The 17,106-nt window shown below is 67.2% G+C and carries 15 protein-coding genes; 13 read left to right on the top strand and 2 right to left on the bottom strand.

Features of this window, described 5'->3' with window-relative positions:
- Window positions 1-63: 63 nt before the first annotated feature.
- The 9 genes from mnmA (at window position 64) to K5L49_RS01605 (ending at window position 12,586) form a co-directional block, all read left to right on the top strand.
- Window positions 64-1,182, top strand: coding sequence for a tRNA 2-thiouridine(34) synthase MnmA (gene mnmA / locus K5L49_RS01565; protein ID WP_308116499.1), 1,119 nt, complete (start codon window positions 64-66; stop codon window positions 1,180-1,182).
- A 46-nt stretch (window positions 1,183-1,228) separates the two neighbouring features.
- A complete protein-coding gene (ligA, locus tag K5L49_RS01570) occupies window positions 1,229-3,478 on the top strand; it encodes an NAD-dependent DNA ligase LigA (RefSeq protein ID WP_223690286.1) in 2,250 nt (749 codons plus the stop codon).
- 205 nt (window positions 3,479-3,683) lie between these two features.
- Window positions 3,684-4,964: an alpha/beta hydrolase gene (locus K5L49_RS01575; protein ID WP_223690287.1), complete on the top strand. Its 1,281-nt coding sequence runs from the start codon at window positions 3,684-3,686 to the stop codon at window positions 4,962-4,964.
- A gap of 32 nt (window positions 4,965-4,996) precedes the next feature.
- A complete protein-coding gene (locus K5L49_RS01580) occupies window positions 4,997-6,754 on the top strand; it encodes an alkaline phosphatase family protein (RefSeq protein WP_223690288.1) in 1,758 nt (585 codons plus the stop codon).
- Between the two features lie 39 nt (window positions 6,755-6,793).
- Window positions 6,794-7,090 (top strand): Asp-tRNA(Asn)/Glu-tRNA(Gln) amidotransferase subunit GatC, encoded by a 297-nt coding sequence (gene gatC, locus K5L49_RS01585; RefSeq protein ID WP_223690289.1) that lies wholly within the window; start codon window positions 6,794-6,796, stop codon window positions 7,088-7,090.
- Window positions 7,091-7,102: 12 nt separating this feature from the next.
- On the top strand, window positions 7,103-8,650 hold the full coding sequence (gatA, locus tag K5L49_RS01590) for an Asp-tRNA(Asn)/Glu-tRNA(Gln) amidotransferase subunit GatA (protein WP_223690290.1): 1,548 nt from the start codon (window positions 7,103-7,105) through the stop codon (window positions 8,648-8,650).
- Window positions 8,650-10,155, top strand: a complete 1,506-nt coding sequence (gatB, locus tag K5L49_RS01595; RefSeq protein ID WP_223690291.1) for an Asp-tRNA(Asn)/Glu-tRNA(Gln) amidotransferase subunit GatB — start codon at window positions 8,650-8,652, stop codon at window positions 10,153-10,155. The genes gatA and gatB overlap by 1 nt, the downstream gene beginning before the upstream one ends.
- Before the next feature lie 191 nt (window positions 10,156-10,346).
- A complete protein-coding gene (locus K5L49_RS01600; protein ID WP_223690292.1) occupies window positions 10,347-12,098 on the top strand; it encodes an APC family permease in 1,752 nt (583 codons plus the stop codon).
- Window positions 12,099-12,151: 53 nt separating this feature from the next.
- The gene (locus tag K5L49_RS01605; RefSeq protein WP_223695216.1) at window positions 12,152-12,586 is read left to right on the top strand and encodes a PaaI family thioesterase; all 435 of its coding nucleotides are present in this window, start codon (window positions 12,152-12,154) and stop codon (window positions 12,584-12,586) included.
- On the opposite strand, the gene K5L49_RS01610 is transcribed toward K5L49_RS01605, so the two are convergent.
- Window positions 12,583-14,283: a long-chain-fatty-acid--CoA ligase gene (locus tag K5L49_RS01610; protein WP_223690293.1), complete on the bottom strand. Its 1,701-nt coding sequence runs from the start codon at window positions 14,281-14,283 to the stop codon at window positions 12,583-12,585. The two genes, K5L49_RS01605 and K5L49_RS01610, sit on opposite strands and share 4 nt — an antisense overlap.
- Window positions 14,284-14,293: 10 nt before the next feature.
- Complete coding sequence (locus K5L49_RS01615) at window positions 14,294-14,959, bottom strand: SDR family oxidoreductase (protein ID WP_223690294.1); 666 nt, start codon at window positions 14,957-14,959, stop codon at window positions 14,294-14,296.
- A gap of 85 nt (window positions 14,960-15,044) precedes the next feature.
- On the opposite strand from K5L49_RS01615, the gene K5L49_RS01620 reads away from it, so the two are divergent.
- From K5L49_RS01620 to K5L49_RS01635, 4 genes are all read left to right on the top strand, one after another.
- Entirely contained in the window at window positions 15,045-15,350 is a 306-nt protein-coding gene (locus K5L49_RS01620; protein WP_223690295.1) for a DUF6412 domain-containing protein, read from the top strand.
- 71 nt (window positions 15,351-15,421) lie between these two features.
- Complete coding sequence (locus K5L49_RS01625; RefSeq protein WP_223690296.1) at window positions 15,422-16,198, top strand: YidC/Oxa1 family membrane protein insertase; 777 nt, start codon at window positions 15,422-15,424, stop codon at window positions 16,196-16,198.
- 33 nt (window positions 16,199-16,231) lie between these two features.
- Window positions 16,232-16,525: a hypothetical protein gene (locus K5L49_RS01630; RefSeq protein ID WP_223690297.1), complete on the top strand. Its 294-nt coding sequence runs from the start codon at window positions 16,232-16,234 to the stop codon at window positions 16,523-16,525.
- Window positions 16,518-17,063: a DUF1697 domain-containing protein gene (locus tag K5L49_RS01635; RefSeq protein ID WP_223690298.1), complete on the top strand. Its 546-nt coding sequence runs from the start codon at window positions 16,518-16,520 to the stop codon at window positions 17,061-17,063. Before K5L49_RS01630 ends, K5L49_RS01635 begins: the two co-directional genes overlap by 8 nt.
- Window positions 17,064-17,106 lie beyond the last annotated feature (43 nt).

Raw genomic sequence — 17,106 nt, forward strand, 5'->3', positions numbered from 1 at the left:
CCGTCACGACCTGAACTCAGGTCTTGCCGCGCATGTTCGGGCGCGCCGACGTAGACTTTTCGGGTGAAGGTACTTGCAGCGATGAGTGGAGGGGTCGACTCCGCCGTGGCGGCGGCCCGGGCGGTCGACGCCGGACATGACGTGGTCGGTGTGCACCTGGCCCTCAGCCGGATGCCCGGAACCCTGCGCACGGGTAGCCGCGGCTGTTGCACGATCGAGGATTCGATGGATGCCCAGCGGGCCGCGAACATCATCGGCATCCCCTACTACGTGTGGGACTTCTCCGAACGGTTCAAGCTCGATGTGGTGGACGACTTCATCGCCGAGTACTCCGCTGGCCGAACCCCCAACCCGTGCATGCGCTGCAACGAGAAGATCAAGTTCGCGGCCCTGCTGGAGAAGGCGATCGATCTCGGCTTCGACGCAGTGTGCACCGGCCACTACGCGACGGTGCTCACCGATGCCGATGGCAACCGTGAACTGCACCGGGCGAGCGCCTGGGCGAAAGACCAGTCGTACGTGCTCGGCGTCCTGACGGCCGACCAGCTGGCGCACTCGATGTTCCCGCTCGGCGCGACGCCGTCTAAGGCCGAGGTGCGCGCCGAGGCCGCCGAACGCGGATTCAGCGTGGCGAACAAGCCCGACTCCCACGACATCTGCTTCATCCCGGACGGCGACACCCGCGGTTGGCTGGCCGAGCGGGTGGGTGCCGAGACCGGCGACATCCTCGATCGCGAGGGCAACCGTCTCGGCAGCCACGAGGGCGCGCACGCCTTCACCGTCGGGCAGCGCAAAGGCCTCAACATCGGATATCCCTCGGACGACGGCAGACCGCGGTTCGTGCTCGAGGTTCGACCGAAGGACAACACCGTCGTGGTCGGTCCCAAGGAGGCGCTCGACATCGCCGAGATCGCCGGCACCCGCTTCACCTGGGCGGGCCTCGCGCCCGAGCAGCCGCGCATCCCGTTCGACTGCGATGTGCAGATCCGCGCCCACGCCGATCCGGTGGCTGCGGTCGCCGTGGTGGCGCCGAACGTCGACGGAGTAGATGAGCTCGTGGTGACGCCGCGGGAGCCGCTGAACGGCGTCGCCCCCGGGCAGACCGCGGTCGTCTACGTGGGAACGCGCGTGCTCGGCCAGGCGACCATCGCGCGCACGGTCTCCGCCGTCCCCGTCGGCTAGCCGGGACCGGGCCTCCGACGTCGGTCGTGGCGGATATTCTGACATCGTGGCCATCGAGACGAGCACGAATGAACTCAGCAGCGCACGCGCCGAGGCGCAGGAGCTGACGACCCGCATCCTCGAACTCCGCGATGCGTACTACGAGCGCGACACCGTTCTCGTCAGCGACCAGGAGTATGACGGCATGCTGCACCGGCTCGAGGAGCTGGAGCGCCTGTACCCCGAATTGCAGAGCCAAGACAGCCCCACCCAGACCGTCGGCGGACGGGCGCAGACCACACTGTTCGATCCGGTGGAGCACGCCGAGCGGATGCTGAGCCTCGACAACGTCTTCTCGATCGACGAGTTCGAGGCCTGGGCGGCCAAGGTCGAACGTGACGCCGGCCGCACGGTCGACTACCTGTGCGAGCTGAAGATCGACGGTCTTGCCATCAACCTGCGCTATGAGAACGGTGTCCTGGTCTCGGCGGCGACCCGTGGCGACGGCGTCGTCGGCGAAGACGTGACCGGGAACATCCGGTTCATCCCGGTGATCCCGACCAGACTCGCGGGCGCCGGTCATCCACCGCTGGTCGAGGTGCGCGGGGAGGTCTTCTTCCCGGTCGCGGAGTTTCAGGCGCTCAACGCCGCCCAGCTGGAGCTCGGCGAGAAGGTGTTCGCGAACGCCAGGAACGCCGCGAGCGGCTCGCTGCGGCAGAAAGCTGAGAAGAAGTCCCCGGCGCAGCTGGAGCTGATGCGGGCCAGGCTGAATCGACTGCACATGCTGGTGCACGGCATCGGCGCCTGGGCGCATCCTCCGGTCGACAGCCAGTCGAAAACCTACGACCTGCTGAGGGAATGGGGGCTGCCGACATCGACGCACTACCGTGTCGTCGACACGGCGAAGAAGGCGGCAGAGTTCATCGAGTACTTCGGTGAGCATCGCGACAGCGTCGAGCACGAGATCGACGGCATCGTCATCAAGGTCGACGAGCTTGCGCTGCACGACGAGCTCGGTGCGACTAGCCGTGCCCCGCGCTGGGCGATCGCCTACAAGTATCCGCCCGAGCAGGTCAACACCAAACTGCTGGACATCGTCGTCAGCGTCGGCCGCACCGGACGGGCGACACCGTTCGCAGTGATGGAGAAGGTGCGCGTCGCCGGGTCCGAGGTGCGTCAGGCGACGCTCCACAACCAGGATGTCGTGAAGGCCAAGGGGGTGCTCATCGGTGACACCGTCGTGCTCCGCAAGGCCGGAGATGTGATTCCCGAGGTGCTCGGTCCGGTCGTCGAGCTGCGCGACGGCACCGAACGGGAGTTCGTCATGCCGGAGAACTGTCCGGAGTGCGGCACGAGGCTCGCACCCGCGAAAGAGGGCGACATCGACCTGCGTTGCCCGAACGCGGAGTTCTGTCCGGCGCAGGTGCGCGGCCGTGTCGAGCACATCGGCTCCCGGGGCGCGCTCGACATCGAGGCGCTCGGCGAAGTGGCGGCGGCGGCGCTCACGCAACCCCTGCATCCGTCGACGCCCCCGCTGCCCACAGAAGCCGGGATGTTCGGTCTGCGGATGGCCGACCTGTTCCCGATCGAGGTCGTCGTGCGCGATTCCGAGACCGGGCTGCCCAAGCTCACCGACGCCGGGGAAGAGAAGACCGACACTCCGTTCCGGCGGCGACGGCAGAAGAAAGACGGTCCGTTCGACCCGGGGACCACCGAGTTCGACGGAGACGCCGACGCCGTACCGTCGAAGAACGCCGTCGAACTGCTGGCCAATCTCGCCGCTGCCCGCGTCAAGCCGCTCTGGCGTCTCCTCGTCGCCCTCAACATCCGCCATGTCGGGCCGGTCGCGGCGCGCGCCCTCGCCACACATTTCGGATCCCTCGACGCGATTCGCGGCGCGACAAGAGAAGACCTCGCTGCGGTCGACGGCGTCGGCGGGATCATCGCCGACGCGGTGCTCGCCTGGTTCGAGGTCGACTGGCATCGGGAGATCGTGGAGCGTTGGACCGCCGACGGCGTGCAGTTCACGACTCCCGGGCATGCGGGGCCGGGCGCGGCAGAGGATGTCGGGGGTGCTCTGGCCGGCCTCACGGTCGTGGCGACGGGATCCCTGGAGGGCTTCACCCGTGAGGGTGCCCAGGAGGCGATCATCGCCGCGGGCGGGAAAGCGGCGTCGAGCGTCTCCAAGAAGACGGATTTCGTGGCGGCCGGTCCAGGTGCGGGGTCGAAGCTGGCCAAGGCGGAGGAACTCGGCCTTCGAATCCTGGATGCCGACGGATTCCGGCGGCTGCTGGAGGGTGGACCTGACGCTGTGTGACCACGGAAAGTCCGGCGGATGGCGTGTCTACTCCTGAACAGGGGGTAGAACGAACGGCCTTTCCCTCGTGTGATAGCGATAGCATCGGAGGGTGCGCTCGCCCGGGGCGCACTGCAAGGGCTTAGCTCGTCGCTCTCGGAGGGACCCGGACGGAGTGCTGGTCGGCTTTGCAGCTATCGTCACCATAACCTCGGTCGTCGCAGGGATGACCGGGGTCGCAGTGCTGCCCGCCGACGCCGCACCGGCCGCCCCTTATGCTGCCGTCGGTGACGCCCCCGCCGGAAGCGGCGCCTCGAACATCGTGTCGGGCTCTGTGCTCGGAACGCTCAACCGGGTGAGCGCCTCAGCGCTTCCCGCCTTCGTGGATGCGCACCGTGCCGACCTCGACCGGTTGCTGGTGAACCCGCCCCAGGCGAGCGATGTGAGCGGTCTCTGGAAGCTGCTCGACCCGGTGAAGCAGGCGGCTCTCCTGAATGCGTCACCGCATGTCGTCGGAAACCTGGAGGGGATCCCCTACACGGTGCGGGGCCGCGCGAACGCGCTCGACCTCAGCCGCACGATCGCCGACACGACGACGCAGCTGGCCACGGAGAACGGCAAGGCCGTGCGCATCGAGTTGCAGCGCAAATTGACGACGCTCGGAAACGTGAAGAAGGCGTTGACCGCCGAAGACGGGGTGAAGCGCACCCTGATCACCCTCGACACCTCCGACGACGCCAAGGCGTCGATCGTGATCGGCGACCTCTCGACAGCGCACTACGTGAACTTCCTGGTCCCCGGCATGTACATGTCGGTGGGGGAGCAGATCGTCGACTGGGCGAACACGGCGCAGAACCTCTATGACCAGCAGACCGACTGGCTTCGGCGCATCCTCGGGCCTCGCGGCGGACAGGGGACGCCCGGGGTGGCCACCGTGGCGTGGATCGGCTACCAGACGCCGGTGCTCATGAACATCGGAGGCATATCGCTCGCCGAACAAGGTGCGGACAGCCTGGAGCGCAGCCTGGAAGGGTTGCAGGCACTGCGGCAGGCGAACCCGCCCTATCTCAGCTTGTTCGCCCACTCCTACGGTTCCACCGCGGCCCTGCTCGCACTCGAAAGGCATACGGTGACGGTGGACGCGCTCGCCCTACTCGGCTCGCCCGGCAGTGACGCCCAGTCGGTCGCCGCTCTCAGCGTGCACAACGGAAACGTGTTCGTCGGTCAGGCCACCCTCGATCCGATCGTGCACAGCGCCTTCTTCGGCAGCGATCCGGGCTCGCCCTCGTACGGCGCGCAACCCATGGGGGTCGACGGCGGTGTCGACCCGGTCACGCATCGGAGTCTGAGCGGGTCGTCCGGACACAACGAGTATTTCGCGGCGGGGAGCGAGAGCATGCGCAACCTCGCGCTGATCGGCATCGACAAGGGCAGCATGGTCATGGGCGGCAGCGGCGGCGGCGACGACGGAGCTCCTCCGGTGGTGCAGACGGCCTCGGGGCACTGACTGAACGACTCCGCCCGCCATAATGGGAGGCGATGAGTGCGCACGATGACCCGACGCCGGCGGAACCCGAACGCCGTCCGGGTGCGTCCCGCCGTGAGTTCCTGAAACGAGCCGGTTTCGTGGCGGCCGGCGCAGCGGTCGGAGGCGTGGCAGGCGGTGCCATCGGTGCATCCATCGGGTCGCAGCAGGCCGAGCACGAGACCGGCGAAGAATACCCTCCATTGCCCCCACGGTCGTCTCCGGGTTTCGACCATCTCGTGGTTCTCATGTTCGAGAACCGGTCGTTCGACAATCTGCTCGGCTATCTGTACGACCAGGCGTCGCTGCCGAAGGGAAAGCGGTTCGACGGTCTCGCGTTCGGTGATCACAGCAACCCGGATCCGGCGGGTGGAACGATCCCCGCGCATCCCTACGAGGGAACGACGGACTTCGTGATGCGGCAGCCGTCGCCCGACCCGGGCGAGGTCTACCCGCATGTCAACACACAGCTCTTCAGCGTCATCGACCCTCCAAGCAATGCCGATGTGCGGTTGCGCGACCTTCAGCCGCCGTACAACGCGCCTCCGCCGGGGCGGAAGCCGGACCTTCAGGGGTTCGTGCGCGACTACCTGGGCGTCCTCCGACGCGACAACCCGGACCGCGAACCGGTGCTGGACGAGTACCGCCGCATCATGGGAGCCTTCACGCCCGAGATGCTGCCGGTGTTCTCCACCCTGGCGCGGTCGTTCGCCGTCTACGACCAATGGCATTGCGCCGTGCCCTCGCAGACGTTCTGCAATCGTTCCTTCTTCCATGCCTCCACCTCGCACGGGTACGTGGTGAATGGGGGAGCCGAGGGGCTTCGCAAGTGGTTCGATCCTCGCAACGACGCGCCGACGATCTTCAACCGCCTGGAGGAGGCGGGTCTGAGCTGGCGGATCTACTTCGACGACCGGCAGCTCATCTCGCTGACCGGGTTCATCCACGCTCCGGTGCTCGAACCGTATTGGCGCAGCAATCATTTCCGCACGATGACCCAGTTCTACGAGGATGTAGAGAAGGGAGAGCTGCCCGACTACGCCTTCGTCGAACCCCGGCTGCTCTACGACCACAACGATATGCATCCGCCGGGTGGCCCGGTGCGGGCGGCCGACATCGACGGTGAGGTGATCGTGGGCGGCGCCATCTCGGATGTGCGTGCGGGCGATCTGCTGCTGCACCAGATCTATTCGGCGATCCGATCGTCGCGCAGCGCGACCGGCTCGAACGCGATGAACACCATGTTCCTGGTCACTTTCGACGAGCACGGCGGAACGTACGACCATGTCGCGCCCGGCCCGGCGGTGCCACCGGGTGATGGGGCCCCTGGCGAGATGGGATTCGCCTTCGACCGGCTTGGCGTTCGCGTGCCCGCCATCGCGATTTCGGCGTACACCGCACGGAACACGATCATCCACGACCGGATGCACCACGGCTCGGTGATCAGCACGCTGACGCGGAAGCACGGCCTGCGTCACCTCACGGAGCGCGATCGCGACGCTCCGACAATCGACAACGCCGTGAACCGCTCGACGGCCCGGCAACCGGGCACCTGGCCGGACACGCATCCGCAGTACCTTCCGGCGAATCCCGAGGCTCAGGCGCCGGCGCCGGGGGAGGAGGACCGTCCGCTCAGCCCGCCAGGCGCCGGCCTGATGGGGCTTCTGGTCGCCCAATACGGTCGGCCGGGGGAGCCTGTGCCGCGAACCTACCGTGAGGCCTACGATCTGGTGCAGCGGGAAGGGGTCGGCCTGTTCGGTGCGCCCGAATAGAATTGATCCATCCACCCATCGACGCCACCACGGAGACGCATGTCCGAAATTAGCGCAGAACAGGTCGCTCACCTGGCGAGTCTCGCCAGGATCGACCTGAGCCACGAAGAGATCCAGAGTCTCGCGAACGAGCTGGGCCAGATCGTCGAGGCGGTCGCCAAAGTGACCGAGGTGGCCGGTCCGGATGTTCCGGCCACCAGCCACCCGCTGCCGCTGGCGAATGTCTTCCGCCCCGACGCCGTCGTGCCCTCCCTCACGGTGGAGCAGGCGCTCTCGGGGGCTCCCGACCGTGACGGCGACCGGTTCAAGGTCGCCCCCATCCTGAACGAAGAGTAGAGGTTCGCCGACGTGACTGATCTGACCAGGCTTTCGGCCGCCGCCCTCGCCGAGCGGCTCGCCGCCGGCGAGGTGTCGAGTGTGGAGCTGACGCGCGCCCACCTCGACCGCATCCAGGCCGTGGATGCCGATGTGCACGCCTTCCTGCATGTGGCCGGAGAGAAGGCGCTCGCCACCGCCGCTGCCATCGATACGCGACGCGTAGCCGGCGAGAAGCTCTCGCCGCTGGCGGGCGTTCCCATCGCCATCAAGGATGTTCTGGCCACCAACGACATGCCGTCGACGTCCGGGTCGAAGATTCTCGAAGGCTGGGTGCCGCCCTACGACGCGACCGTCGTGCGCAAGCTGCGCGAGGCCGACCTCGTTCCCCTCGGCAAGACGAACATGGACGAGTTCGCGATGGGATCCTCGACCGAGCACTCGGCCTACGGCCCCACGCGCAACCCGTGGGATCTGGAGCGCATCCCGGGTGGGTCCGGCGGCGGGTCGGCCGCAGCCGTGGCGGCCTTCGAGGCGCCGCTCGCGCTCGGCAGCGACACCGGCGGCTCGATCCGTCAGCCGGCCGCGGTCACCGGTTCGGTCGGCGTCAAGCCGACCTACGGCGGCGTCAGCCGGTACGGCGCGATCGCTTTGGCGAGCTCGCTCGACCAGGTCGGGCCGGTGTCGCGCTCAGTGCTCGATGCCGGTCTGCTGCACGATGTCATCGGCGGGCATGATCCGCTCGACTCCACTTCGCTCGCGGACAGCTGGCCGTCCATGGCCGCCGCCGCCCGGGCGGGACGGGCCGACGGTGCCCTCAAAGGTGTGCGGATCGGGGTGATCAAGGAGCTCGCCGGCGAAGGCTTCCAGGCGGGCGTCAAGCAGCGCTTCGACGAGGCGCTCGCCCTTCTGGAGAGCGCCGGCGCCGAGATCGTCGAGGTGAGCGCGCCCAGCTTCGAGTACGCAGTCGCCGCCTACTACCTCATCCTCCCGGCCGAAGCGTCGAGCAACCTCGCGCGTTTCGACTCGGTGCGGTTCGGCCTGAGGGTCGACCCCGCGAGCGGTCCGGTCACCGTCGAGAACGTGATGGCCGCCACCCGCGATGCCGGGTTCGGACCCGAGGTCAAGCGCCGCATCATCCTCGGCACCTATGCGCTCAGCGCAGGCTACTACGACGCCTACTACGGCAGTGCCCAGAAGGTGCGCACACTCATTCAGCGCGACTTCGCCGTCGCCTTCGAGAAGGTGGATGTGCTGGTCAGCCCGAGCGCGCCGACCACCGCGTTCAAATTCGGCGAGAAGCTGGCGGACCCGATGGCGATGTACCTCAACGACATCACCACCATCCCCGCCAACCTCGCGGGTGTTCCCGGTATGGGTCTGCCGATCGGGCTCGCCCCGGAAGACGGCCTTCCGGTCGGTCTGCAGCTGATGACCCCGGCCCGCGCCGATGCGCGGCTGTACACGATCGGTGCTGCGCTCGAACAGCTCCTGGAGCAGAAATGGGGTCGCACCCTGCTGAGTCAGGCGCCCGATCTGAGCGCCACCGAGATGTTCGCGAGCGAAGAGGGAGCCGTCTGATGGCCAAAGCAGAACTGATGGACTTCGACAAGGCCCTGGAACTGTTCGAGCCGGTGCTCGGCTTCGAGGTGCACGTCGAGCTCAACACGAAGACGAAGATGTTCTGCGGCTGCGCCAACGAGTTCGGCTCCGGTGCCAACACGAACACCTGTCCGACCTGCCTGGGGCTGCCCGGCGGTCTGCCGCAGGTCAACGAGAAGGCCATCGAGTCGAGTATCCGCCTGGGCCTCGCGCTCGGGTGCGAGATCGCCGAGACGAGCCGGTTCGCCCGCAAGAACTACTTCTACCCGGACACGGCGAAGAACTTCCAGACCTCGCAGTACGACGAGCCGATCGCCTTCGAGGGCACGGTGACGATCGAGCTGGAGAGCGGCCGAGAGGTCGTCGTCGACATCGAGCGCGCTCACATGGAAGAGGACGCGGGCAAGCTCACCCACATCGGTGGCGCGACCGGCCGCATCCAGGGCGCCGACTATTCGCTCGTCGACTACAACCGCGGCGGCGTTCCCCTCGTGGAGATCGTCACCAAGATGATCGAGGGTGCCGAGGCGGACGCTCCCGAAATCGGCCGCACCTATGTGCGTGCGATCCGCGACATCGTCAAGGCGCTCGGCGTCTCGAACGCCCGCATGGAAGAGGGGAATGTGCGCTGCGATGCGAACGTGTCGCTGCGCCCCCGCGGCTCCGGAACGCTCGGGACCCGCACTGAGACCAAGAACGTCAACTCGCTGCGCTCGGTCGAGCGCGCAGTGCGCTACGAGATCCAGCGTCAGGCGGCCGTGCTTGCGGCCGGCGGTGTGATCATCCAGGAGACGCGTCACTGGCATGAGGACACCGGCGTCACCAGCGCCGGACGGCCGAAGAGCGACGCCGATGACTACCGGTACTTCCCGGAGCCCGACCTCGTTCCGGTCGAGCCCGCGCGCGAGTGGGTGGACCAGCTGCGTGGCACTCTGCCCGAGCAGCCCGCGCTGCGCCGCAAGCGCCTGACGGCCGAGTGGGGGTTCACCGCCCTGGAGTTCCAGGATGTGGCGAACGCCGATCTGCTCGACGAGGTGGAGGCGACCATCGCCGCCGGCGCTTCGCCCGCCGCCGCACGCAAATGGTGGTCGGGTGAGATCGCGCGTCTCGCCAACGCTCGGGGTGTCGCCGCCGCGTCCCTCCTCTCGCCCGCCCAGGTGGCCGAGCTCGCGGTGCTCGTGGACAACGGCACTCTGACCGATCGTCTTGCGCGGCAGGTGCTCGAGGGTGTCATCGCCGGTGAGGGCACGCCGCAGCAGGTGGTCGATGCGCGCGGTCTCGCGGTCGTCTCCGACGATGGTGCGCTGATCGCCGCCATCGATGAGGCGCTGACCGCGCAGCCGGACGTTCTCGCGAAGATCCGCGACGGCAAGGTGCAGGCGGCCGGCGCCGTGATCGGCGCGGTGATGAAGGCGATGAAGGGCCAGGCGGATGCCGCCCGCGTGCGCGAGTTGGTGCTCGAGCGCGCCGGTAGCGTCGAATAGGCGCTGAACGCTCAGAGGCGGCGACCTCGATAGGCCTGAGACAGGCGTATCGGCGTCGCCGCTTCGTGCATTCGTCTGAAACGACTCACAGACGAAGGCGAGAACTGTCGATATCTTCCCGGCCCGAACAGGTCTAGCCTGAGTCGTGCGCCCGCTCAGTGGTGAGCGGACCTCAGTTTTGGGAGGTCCAGATGACCGCGACAATTCCTTCGAAACCGGAGGACGTCGAATCCAAGGGGCTGAAAGGCGGCGCCCTGGGGCTCACCTCCAGCGTCGTCGTCGGCGTCGCCTCCACAGCGCCGGCCTACAGTCTGGCCGCCAGCCTGGGCTTCATCGTCGTCGGTGGAACCGTCGTCGCCGGTGTCAAAGCGCCGGGGATCGTGCTGCTGGCGTTCATCCCGATGTACCTCATCGCCGTCGCCTACCAGGAGCTCAACAAGGCCGAACCCGATTGCGGGACGACCTTCACCTGGGCGACGCGCGCGTTCGGACCGATCACCGGTTGGATGGGCGGCTGGGGAATCATCATCGCCGACGTGATCGTCATGTCGAACCTGGCGCAGATAGCGGGCGCATATTCCTTCACCTTCGTCGGCAGCTTCGGCCTGCCCGGTGTCGCCGCGCTTGCGACGAACACCTTCGCGACGACGATCGCCGGACTGATCTGGATCGCCCTGATGACCTGGATCTGTTACCGCGGCATCGAGATCTCGGCGCGGGTGCAATACGTCCTGCTCTCATTCGAGGTCGTCATCCTGATCTTCTTCGCCGTGTTCGCGCTGGTGAAGGTGTACAGCGGCAACGCCGAGCCATACTCGCTGATCCCACAGTGGAGCTGGTTCAACCCGTTCACCCTCGATTTCGGTAAGACCATCGCTCCGGCCATGCTGACGGCCATCTTCATCTACTGGGGCTGGGACACCGCCGTGTCGGTGAACGAGGAGACGAAAGACCCGGGCAAGACCCCGGGACGCGCCGCTGTCATAAGCACCCTCCTGCTGCTGGGCACCTACGCGGTCGTCACCGTGGCGGCAGTCGCCTTCGCCGGTGTGGGAGACAAAGGCATCGGCCTCGCCAACCCGGCGAATTCCGGAGACGTCTTCTCGGCGATCGGGCCCACCCTGTTCGGCGGAGGAATCGTCGGAACGATCCTCATGGCGCTGCTCGGGTTCTCGATTCTGACCTCGGCGTCCGCCTCGACGCAGACGACGATCCTGCCGACAGCGCGCACATCTCTCTCGATGGCGGCGTACAAGGCGATCCCGGAACAGTTCGCTCGCATCCACCCGAAGTTCCTGACCCCGACGTGGTCGACGATCGGCATGGGAATCATCTCGGCGGTGTTCTACCTGATCTTCACCTTCATCAGCCCGTCGCTGCTGCTGGCCCTGATCGGCTCGATCGGGCTCATGATCGCGTTCTACTACGGGCTCACCGGGTTCGCCTGCGTCTGGTACTACCGCAAGACGCTGTTCCGCTCGTTCCGCAACGCGATCATGCGCGGTCTGTTCCCGCTCGCCGGCGGCCTCATGCTCACCTTCGTCTTCGTCTACGGATTGATCAACTTCTCGGCACCCGATTGGCTGGTGGACGCGAACGGGAAGAATGTGACGATCTTCGGTATCGGCGCCGAGGCGGTGGTCGGCGTCGGCGGTCTTCTCATCGGCGCCGTGCTCATGCTGATCTGGTGGTGGCGTCGCCCCGCGTATTTCCGCGGTCAGACGCTTCCGCGCCGATCGGACGACCTGGTCCTTGCCGTCGAGGGTGTCGTTCCGACCTTCGGCCTGCCAGACTCAGGGGTGATGCCGACGCTGATCGCACCGGACCTCTCGAACCTCCCGCCCGGGCAGACCGCCCTCAATGCCGAGACCCTCGAACCGGTCGAGCAGCCGTCGGACCTCCCCCCGGAGGACCCGAATCTGCCCAGAAGGGACGGCACGTGAGCGAACGCCGACGGATCGTCGAGTGGGAGGACCCAGCACCCGGTGTGGCGAGGATGCCGGAGATGACCGGCCTCGACTATCTGCAGGCGATGCTCGACGGTGTTCTGCCGCCGCCACCGATTGCGAGTCTCGTCAACATGACGCTCACGGCGGTCGGCCCGGGAACGGCCACGTTCGTCTGTGAGCCGGACGAATCCCACTACAACCCGATCGGCACGGTGCACGGCGGACTGGTCTGCACACTTCTCGACTCAGTGCTCGGCTGCGCAGTGCAGACGACGCTGCCGCAGGGGCAGGGATACACCTCCATCGAGATCAAGGTGAACTATTTGCGCCCGGTGCTCGCCGGCACAGGCCCGCTCACCTGCGTGGGAACGGTGACGAAGCCAGGGTCGAGGGTGGCGTTCGCCGATGGCGTCGTCACGGATGCGACGGGAAAAGCGGTGGCAACCGCGACCGGCTCGCTCCTGGTGTTCCCGATCGGCTAGGCGATGTCGGCCGTGGCGGCTAGAAGCTGGTCGCGGACTTTGCGGCGGATCACCTTGCCCACGATCGAGCGCGGGAGTTCGTCGACGGCGTAGACATGCTTCGGCACTTTGTAGGGCGTGAGACCGTCGCGGGCGAACGCCCGGATCGCGGCCTCATCGAAGGAGGCGCCCGGCTGCATGACCACGGCCGCCACCACATCCTCGCCGCCACGTGCGTGCGGGAGCCCGACCACCGCGACATCGGCGACGCCTTCGAACGCTCGCAGCGCATCCTCGACCTCGGTGGGCGCCACATTGAATCCGCCGGTGACGATCAGCTCTTTGATGCGGTCGACGATGCGCACGAAGCCGTCCTCATCCATCGTGACGATGTCACCCGTACGGAACCAACCGTCATCGGTGAAGACCTTCGCGGTCTCGTCTGTCTTGCGCCAGTAGCCCGAGAAGACCTGGGGGCCGCGGGCGAGCAGCTCGCCCTCTTCGCCGAAAGCACGATCGACGGAGGGGTCGTCCGGGTCGACGACCCGCAGCTCGGTGTTCGACAGGGGGAGGCCGACGGTGCCGTCTTTGCGGGTCGATCCGACCGGGTTCGCCATCAGGACGGGGGAGCACTCGGAGAGTCCGTACCCCTCCACGAGGTACCCGCCGGTCTTGCCCTCCCAGAGGCGCACGATGCTCTCGGGCAGGCTCATCGCGCCGGAGATCGCGATCTGGATGCCGGACAGCGACACCTTCCGCGTTTCGGCCGCCGTGACCAGCCGTTCGTAGATCGGCGGAACCGCAGGGAGGAATGTGGGCGGACGCTTCTTCACTACGTCGAGGACGAGGTCCGGGTCGAACTTGGGGAACAGCACGAGGCGGGCGCCCATACTCATCGCGAAAGTGAGGCAGAGGGTGAGTCCGTACGCGTGGAACAGGGGGAGGACCGCGTACACCACGGAGCTGCCCCGCGCGATCGCCGGCACCCAGGCGCGCGATTGGGCCGCGTTCACCGTGAGGTTGAGGTGGCTGAGCATTGCGCCCTTGGGCACGCCGGTCGTGCCGCTGGTGTACTGGATGAGCGCGAGATCGTCGCGTTCCGGGCGTGGCGACGACGCCTTGAGCCTGCGGGAGGAGAGCAGAGTCTCCCAGGCGATTGTGCCGGGAGCCTTCGCGGTGAGCTGGTCGCGCGCTCGCCTGGCGGCGGGAACAGGAAGGCGGAGAGCGACGCGTTTTGACCCGGGCATGGCGCGGGTGATGTCGATCGCGACGACCGTGGTCACACCGAGGTCTGCAGGAAGGTCCTGCACCGTCTTGGCGACCTTGTCCCAGACGATGGCGACCTGCGCGCCATGATCCTCGAACTGGTGGCGGAGCTCGCGAGGAGTGTAGAGCGGGTTGTGCTCGACCACCACCGCGCCCAGACGGAGCACTGCGTAGAAGGCGACCACGTGCTGCGGGCAGTTCGGGAGCACGAGTGCGACGCGGTCGCCCTTGCGCACGCCGCGCTTGCGGAGTCCCTCCGCAACGCGGGCGATCTGCTCGCCCAGCTCGGCGTAGGTGGTCGTGGCGCCGAAGAACTCGAGAGCGACATGCTTGCCGTAGACGGCGACGGACTCGTCGATGAGGTGGGAGAGCGAACCGGCGGGCAGATCGATGTCAGCCGGAACCCCCTCGGCATAGCTGGACAGCCAAGGGCGCTCTGCGTAGATGCTCACGAAAAGCAGCCTACGCGGAGGCGACCAGCGAACGCACCGCCTCCGCCACCGGGGTGTCGCCGCCGACGACTTCCCAGACGCGACCGATCGTGCCCGGTTCGTCGATGCACGCGGCGATGAGGGTGGCGACGTCTTCCCGGGCGATGGTACCGCGGGGCACGCTCTCGCCGAGGGTGATCCGGCCCGTGCCCTCATCGAAGGTGAGCCCGCCCGGCCGGAGGATCGTCCAGTCAAGGCCCGACTGCCGCAGCACGGCATCCGCATCCCGTTTGGCTTCGACATACGCGGCCCACACGGGCTCCGTGTCGGCGGGCAGCGGGGTGTCGACGCCCCAGGCGGACACCTGGATGAATCGGCGCACACCCGCGAGCACCGCGGCCTGCATCGACTTCACCGAACCGCCGTAATCGACCGTGCGTTTGCGCTCGACACCGGAGCCGGCTCCCGCGCCGGCGCTGAACACGACGACATCGCAGCCGGCGAACGTGGCGGCGAGCTGCTCGGGCGAGGCACTCTCGATGTCGACGAGGGCGCCTTCTCCGCCGAGACGGTAGACGTCGTCGCCATGATCCTCGCCGCGGACGATCCCGACGAAGTCGTCGCCCCGGTCGTAGAGTACGCGCATCAGTTGCTGTGCGATCTTTCCGTGGGCACCGACGATAGCAACACGAGTCATGACTCCATCATGGACCTTGGGCCGTCTATGCGCCGACGGCGAACACATCCAGACGGATCGGCCGAAATTTGTTAGCGTCGTCACCATGATCCCGTTCATCGAGCTTCTCGGACGCCTTTTCGCGTCGTCGCTCGAAACGGTGTGGAGCACATCCAACCCGGCGAGCGTCATCGCCCTCGTCGGCATGGTGGGCGCCATCGGGCTCGTGGGAGCGATGGCAGCAGCCGAGGTGAACTCGATCGTTGCGATCACCGCGTCGTTGCAGGTGCGTGCGCATCTCGAGCATCCTCTCGAGCCCGCCGATCGCGGTGAACTGCTCCGTCAATCGGATCCGGACGCCGCCGGGCGCCCGCGGCCCCGAGCCCCGGGTCTCTCCCTGCCGATCGCGTAGCGGGAGCAGTCGCTCTCTGTTGCACGCGGTCAGACGGACACCACCTTTCCGTTCGACAGCAGGGACTCTTCATGGACCTCTTTTCCTTCGGCCCGATTGCGGCCGTCCTCGACGGGGCGTACAACCTCGTCACCGGTATTTCGACGACGATCGCCCCGATCGCCGGAACGGCGAGCGGCCTGGCGGCCGTCGTCATGCTCACCATGCTCGTGCGTATCGTGCTCCTCCCTGTCGGGAGAAGCCAGGTGCGCGCCGAATACACCCGCCGGCGCCTCGCACCGAAACTCGCTGAGCTCCAGCGCAAACACGGCAAAGATCGGGAGACCCTCACCCGCACGTCGATGGAGCTCTACCAGGCAGAGAAGGCCTCACCGTTCGCGGGGATGCTGCCGCTGCTTCTGCAGATCCCGGTGATCTCCCTGGTGTACGCGGTCTTCACGCACACGACCATCGCCGGGCACACGAACTCACTGCTCACCGAGCATGCGTTCGGTGCACCCCTGGGTACGAGCTTCGTCGGGCTCAGCGGTGCCGGTGATGCCGTCTGGCCGGGGATGCTCGTCTTCCTGGTCGTTCTGGCTTTGATCGCAACGGTGACGACCGTCTCACGCAAGGTGCTCGCCCTCCCGCAGCCGGCCGGCCAGGCGGCGCCGGGCGGTCTCGTGCGGGTGCTGTCGTTCCTGCCGTACATCACCGTTGTGTTCGCGGCTTTCGTGCCGTTGGCCGCCGCGGTGTACATCCTCACCTCCACGACGTGGACCGTCGTGGAGCGATCGGTGCTTCGGCGCCTGCTCGATCCCGAGCGGAACGCTCCGGCCGGCCGGATCGAGCCGTCGCCGTCGCATTGAGCCGCGACGAGTGCAGAATGCGATGCTTGTGGCATGTGGAATCGCAGTGAGAAGCCCGCGTCGGCCCCCGGATTCGGCGTCGGCGTGCAGGTGTACGTGGCCGAGCCGGTCGTGCCCACCGGCGACGACTGGGTGGGGGAGCCGACAGGCGTCATCGTGTCCTCCGGCTCGGCGAGTCTCCGCAGCGTGAATCTGCCGGCCGGCCCGACGACGAACTGGCTCGTCTCCTTCTCGCACCCGCAGTACCGGCGTGATGGGCGCGGTCCGTTCGAGCAGGCGAGCATCGAGCAGGCGCTTCTCGTGGTCGCGGATCCGATCGATGACTGACTCCCACGGCGTCGGGCTGGTCCGCGGGATCAACGTCGGCGCCTCGACTAAGGTCTCCAAAACGGATCTCGTCGCCGCGTTCGAGGGGGCAGGGCTGGGAGCGGTCACGACGCTTCTGCAAAGCGGGAACGTGGTTTTCGACATCGCTCAGCCCCTTGATGCGCTTGTCGCCTCTCGGGTCGAGGCCGGCCTGGCGCGTCGGTCGGGAGTGAGTGCGCGCGTGCTGCTGCTCGAGGAGGGGGAGTTCCGTCGGATCGCGGCGGAGAATCCTTTGCTGGGGGTGGCCGACGACTTTTCGAAGCTGGTCGTCACTTTCGTCGGTGGTGAGATCTCAGACGAGCTGGCCGCGCCGTCGGCCGATGGGCTCGCGCCAGAGGTGGTGCAGCTCGGCCGCCGCGCCGTGTATCAGTGGTGCCCTCTCGGGGTGTCGAAGTCGCAACTGAAACCGGCCTTCTGGCGGGGGCTGGGAGGGGTCATGACGGGGCGGAACTGGCGAACCGTGCTTCGGATACTGGAGGAGCTCGATACCCGAGCCTGAAAGCTCACCGAGAATCATGCACTTGTGAATTGTTGCAGTTGCG

The sequence above is a fragment of the Leifsonia poae genome (genome assembly GCF_020009625.1).
In the GTDB taxonomy this organism is placed as follows: Bacteria; Actinomycetota; Actinomycetes; order Actinomycetales; family Microbacteriaceae; genus Leifsonia; species Leifsonia poae_A.

Bases quoted from the DNA above. Each gene is read 5' to 3' on its own strand.
- K5L49_RS01575 (WP_223690287.1), top strand. From the start codon at position 3,684: ATGACCGGGGTCGCAGTGCTGCCCGCCGACGCCGCACCGGCCGCCCCT.
- K5L49_RS01580 (WP_223690288.1), top strand. From the start codon at position 4,997: ATGAGTGCGCACGATGACCCGACGCCGGCGGAACCCGAACGCCGTCCG.
- gatC (WP_223690289.1), top strand. From the start codon at position 6,794: ATGTCCGAAATTAGCGCAGAACAGGTCGCTCACCTGGCGAGTCTCGCC.
- gatB (WP_223690291.1), top strand. From the start codon at position 8,650: ATGGCCAAAGCAGAACTGATGGACTTCGACAAGGCCCTGGAACTGTTC.
- K5L49_RS01600 (WP_223690292.1), top strand. From the start codon at position 10,347: ATGACCGCGACAATTCCTTCGAAACCGGAGGACGTCGAATCCAAGGGG.
- K5L49_RS01605 (WP_223695216.1), top strand. From the start codon at position 12,152: ATGCCGGAGATGACCGGCCTCGACTATCTGCAGGCGATGCTCGACGGT.
- K5L49_RS01615 (WP_223690294.1), bottom strand. From the start codon at position 14,959: ATGACTCGTGTTGCTATCGTCGGTGCCCACGGAAAGATCGCACAGCAA.
- K5L49_RS01620 (WP_223690295.1), top strand. From the start codon at position 15,045: ATGATCCCGTTCATCGAGCTTCTCGGACGCCTTTTCGCGTCGTCGCTC.
- K5L49_RS01625 (WP_223690296.1), top strand. From the start codon at position 15,422: ATGGACCTCTTTTCCTTCGGCCCGATTGCGGCCGTCCTCGACGGGGCG.
- K5L49_RS01630 (WP_223690297.1), top strand. From the start codon at position 16,232: ATGTGGAATCGCAGTGAGAAGCCCGCGTCGGCCCCCGGATTCGGCGTC.
- K5L49_RS01635 (WP_223690298.1), top strand. From the start codon at position 16,518: ATGACTGACTCCCACGGCGTCGGGCTGGTCCGCGGGATCAACGTCGGC.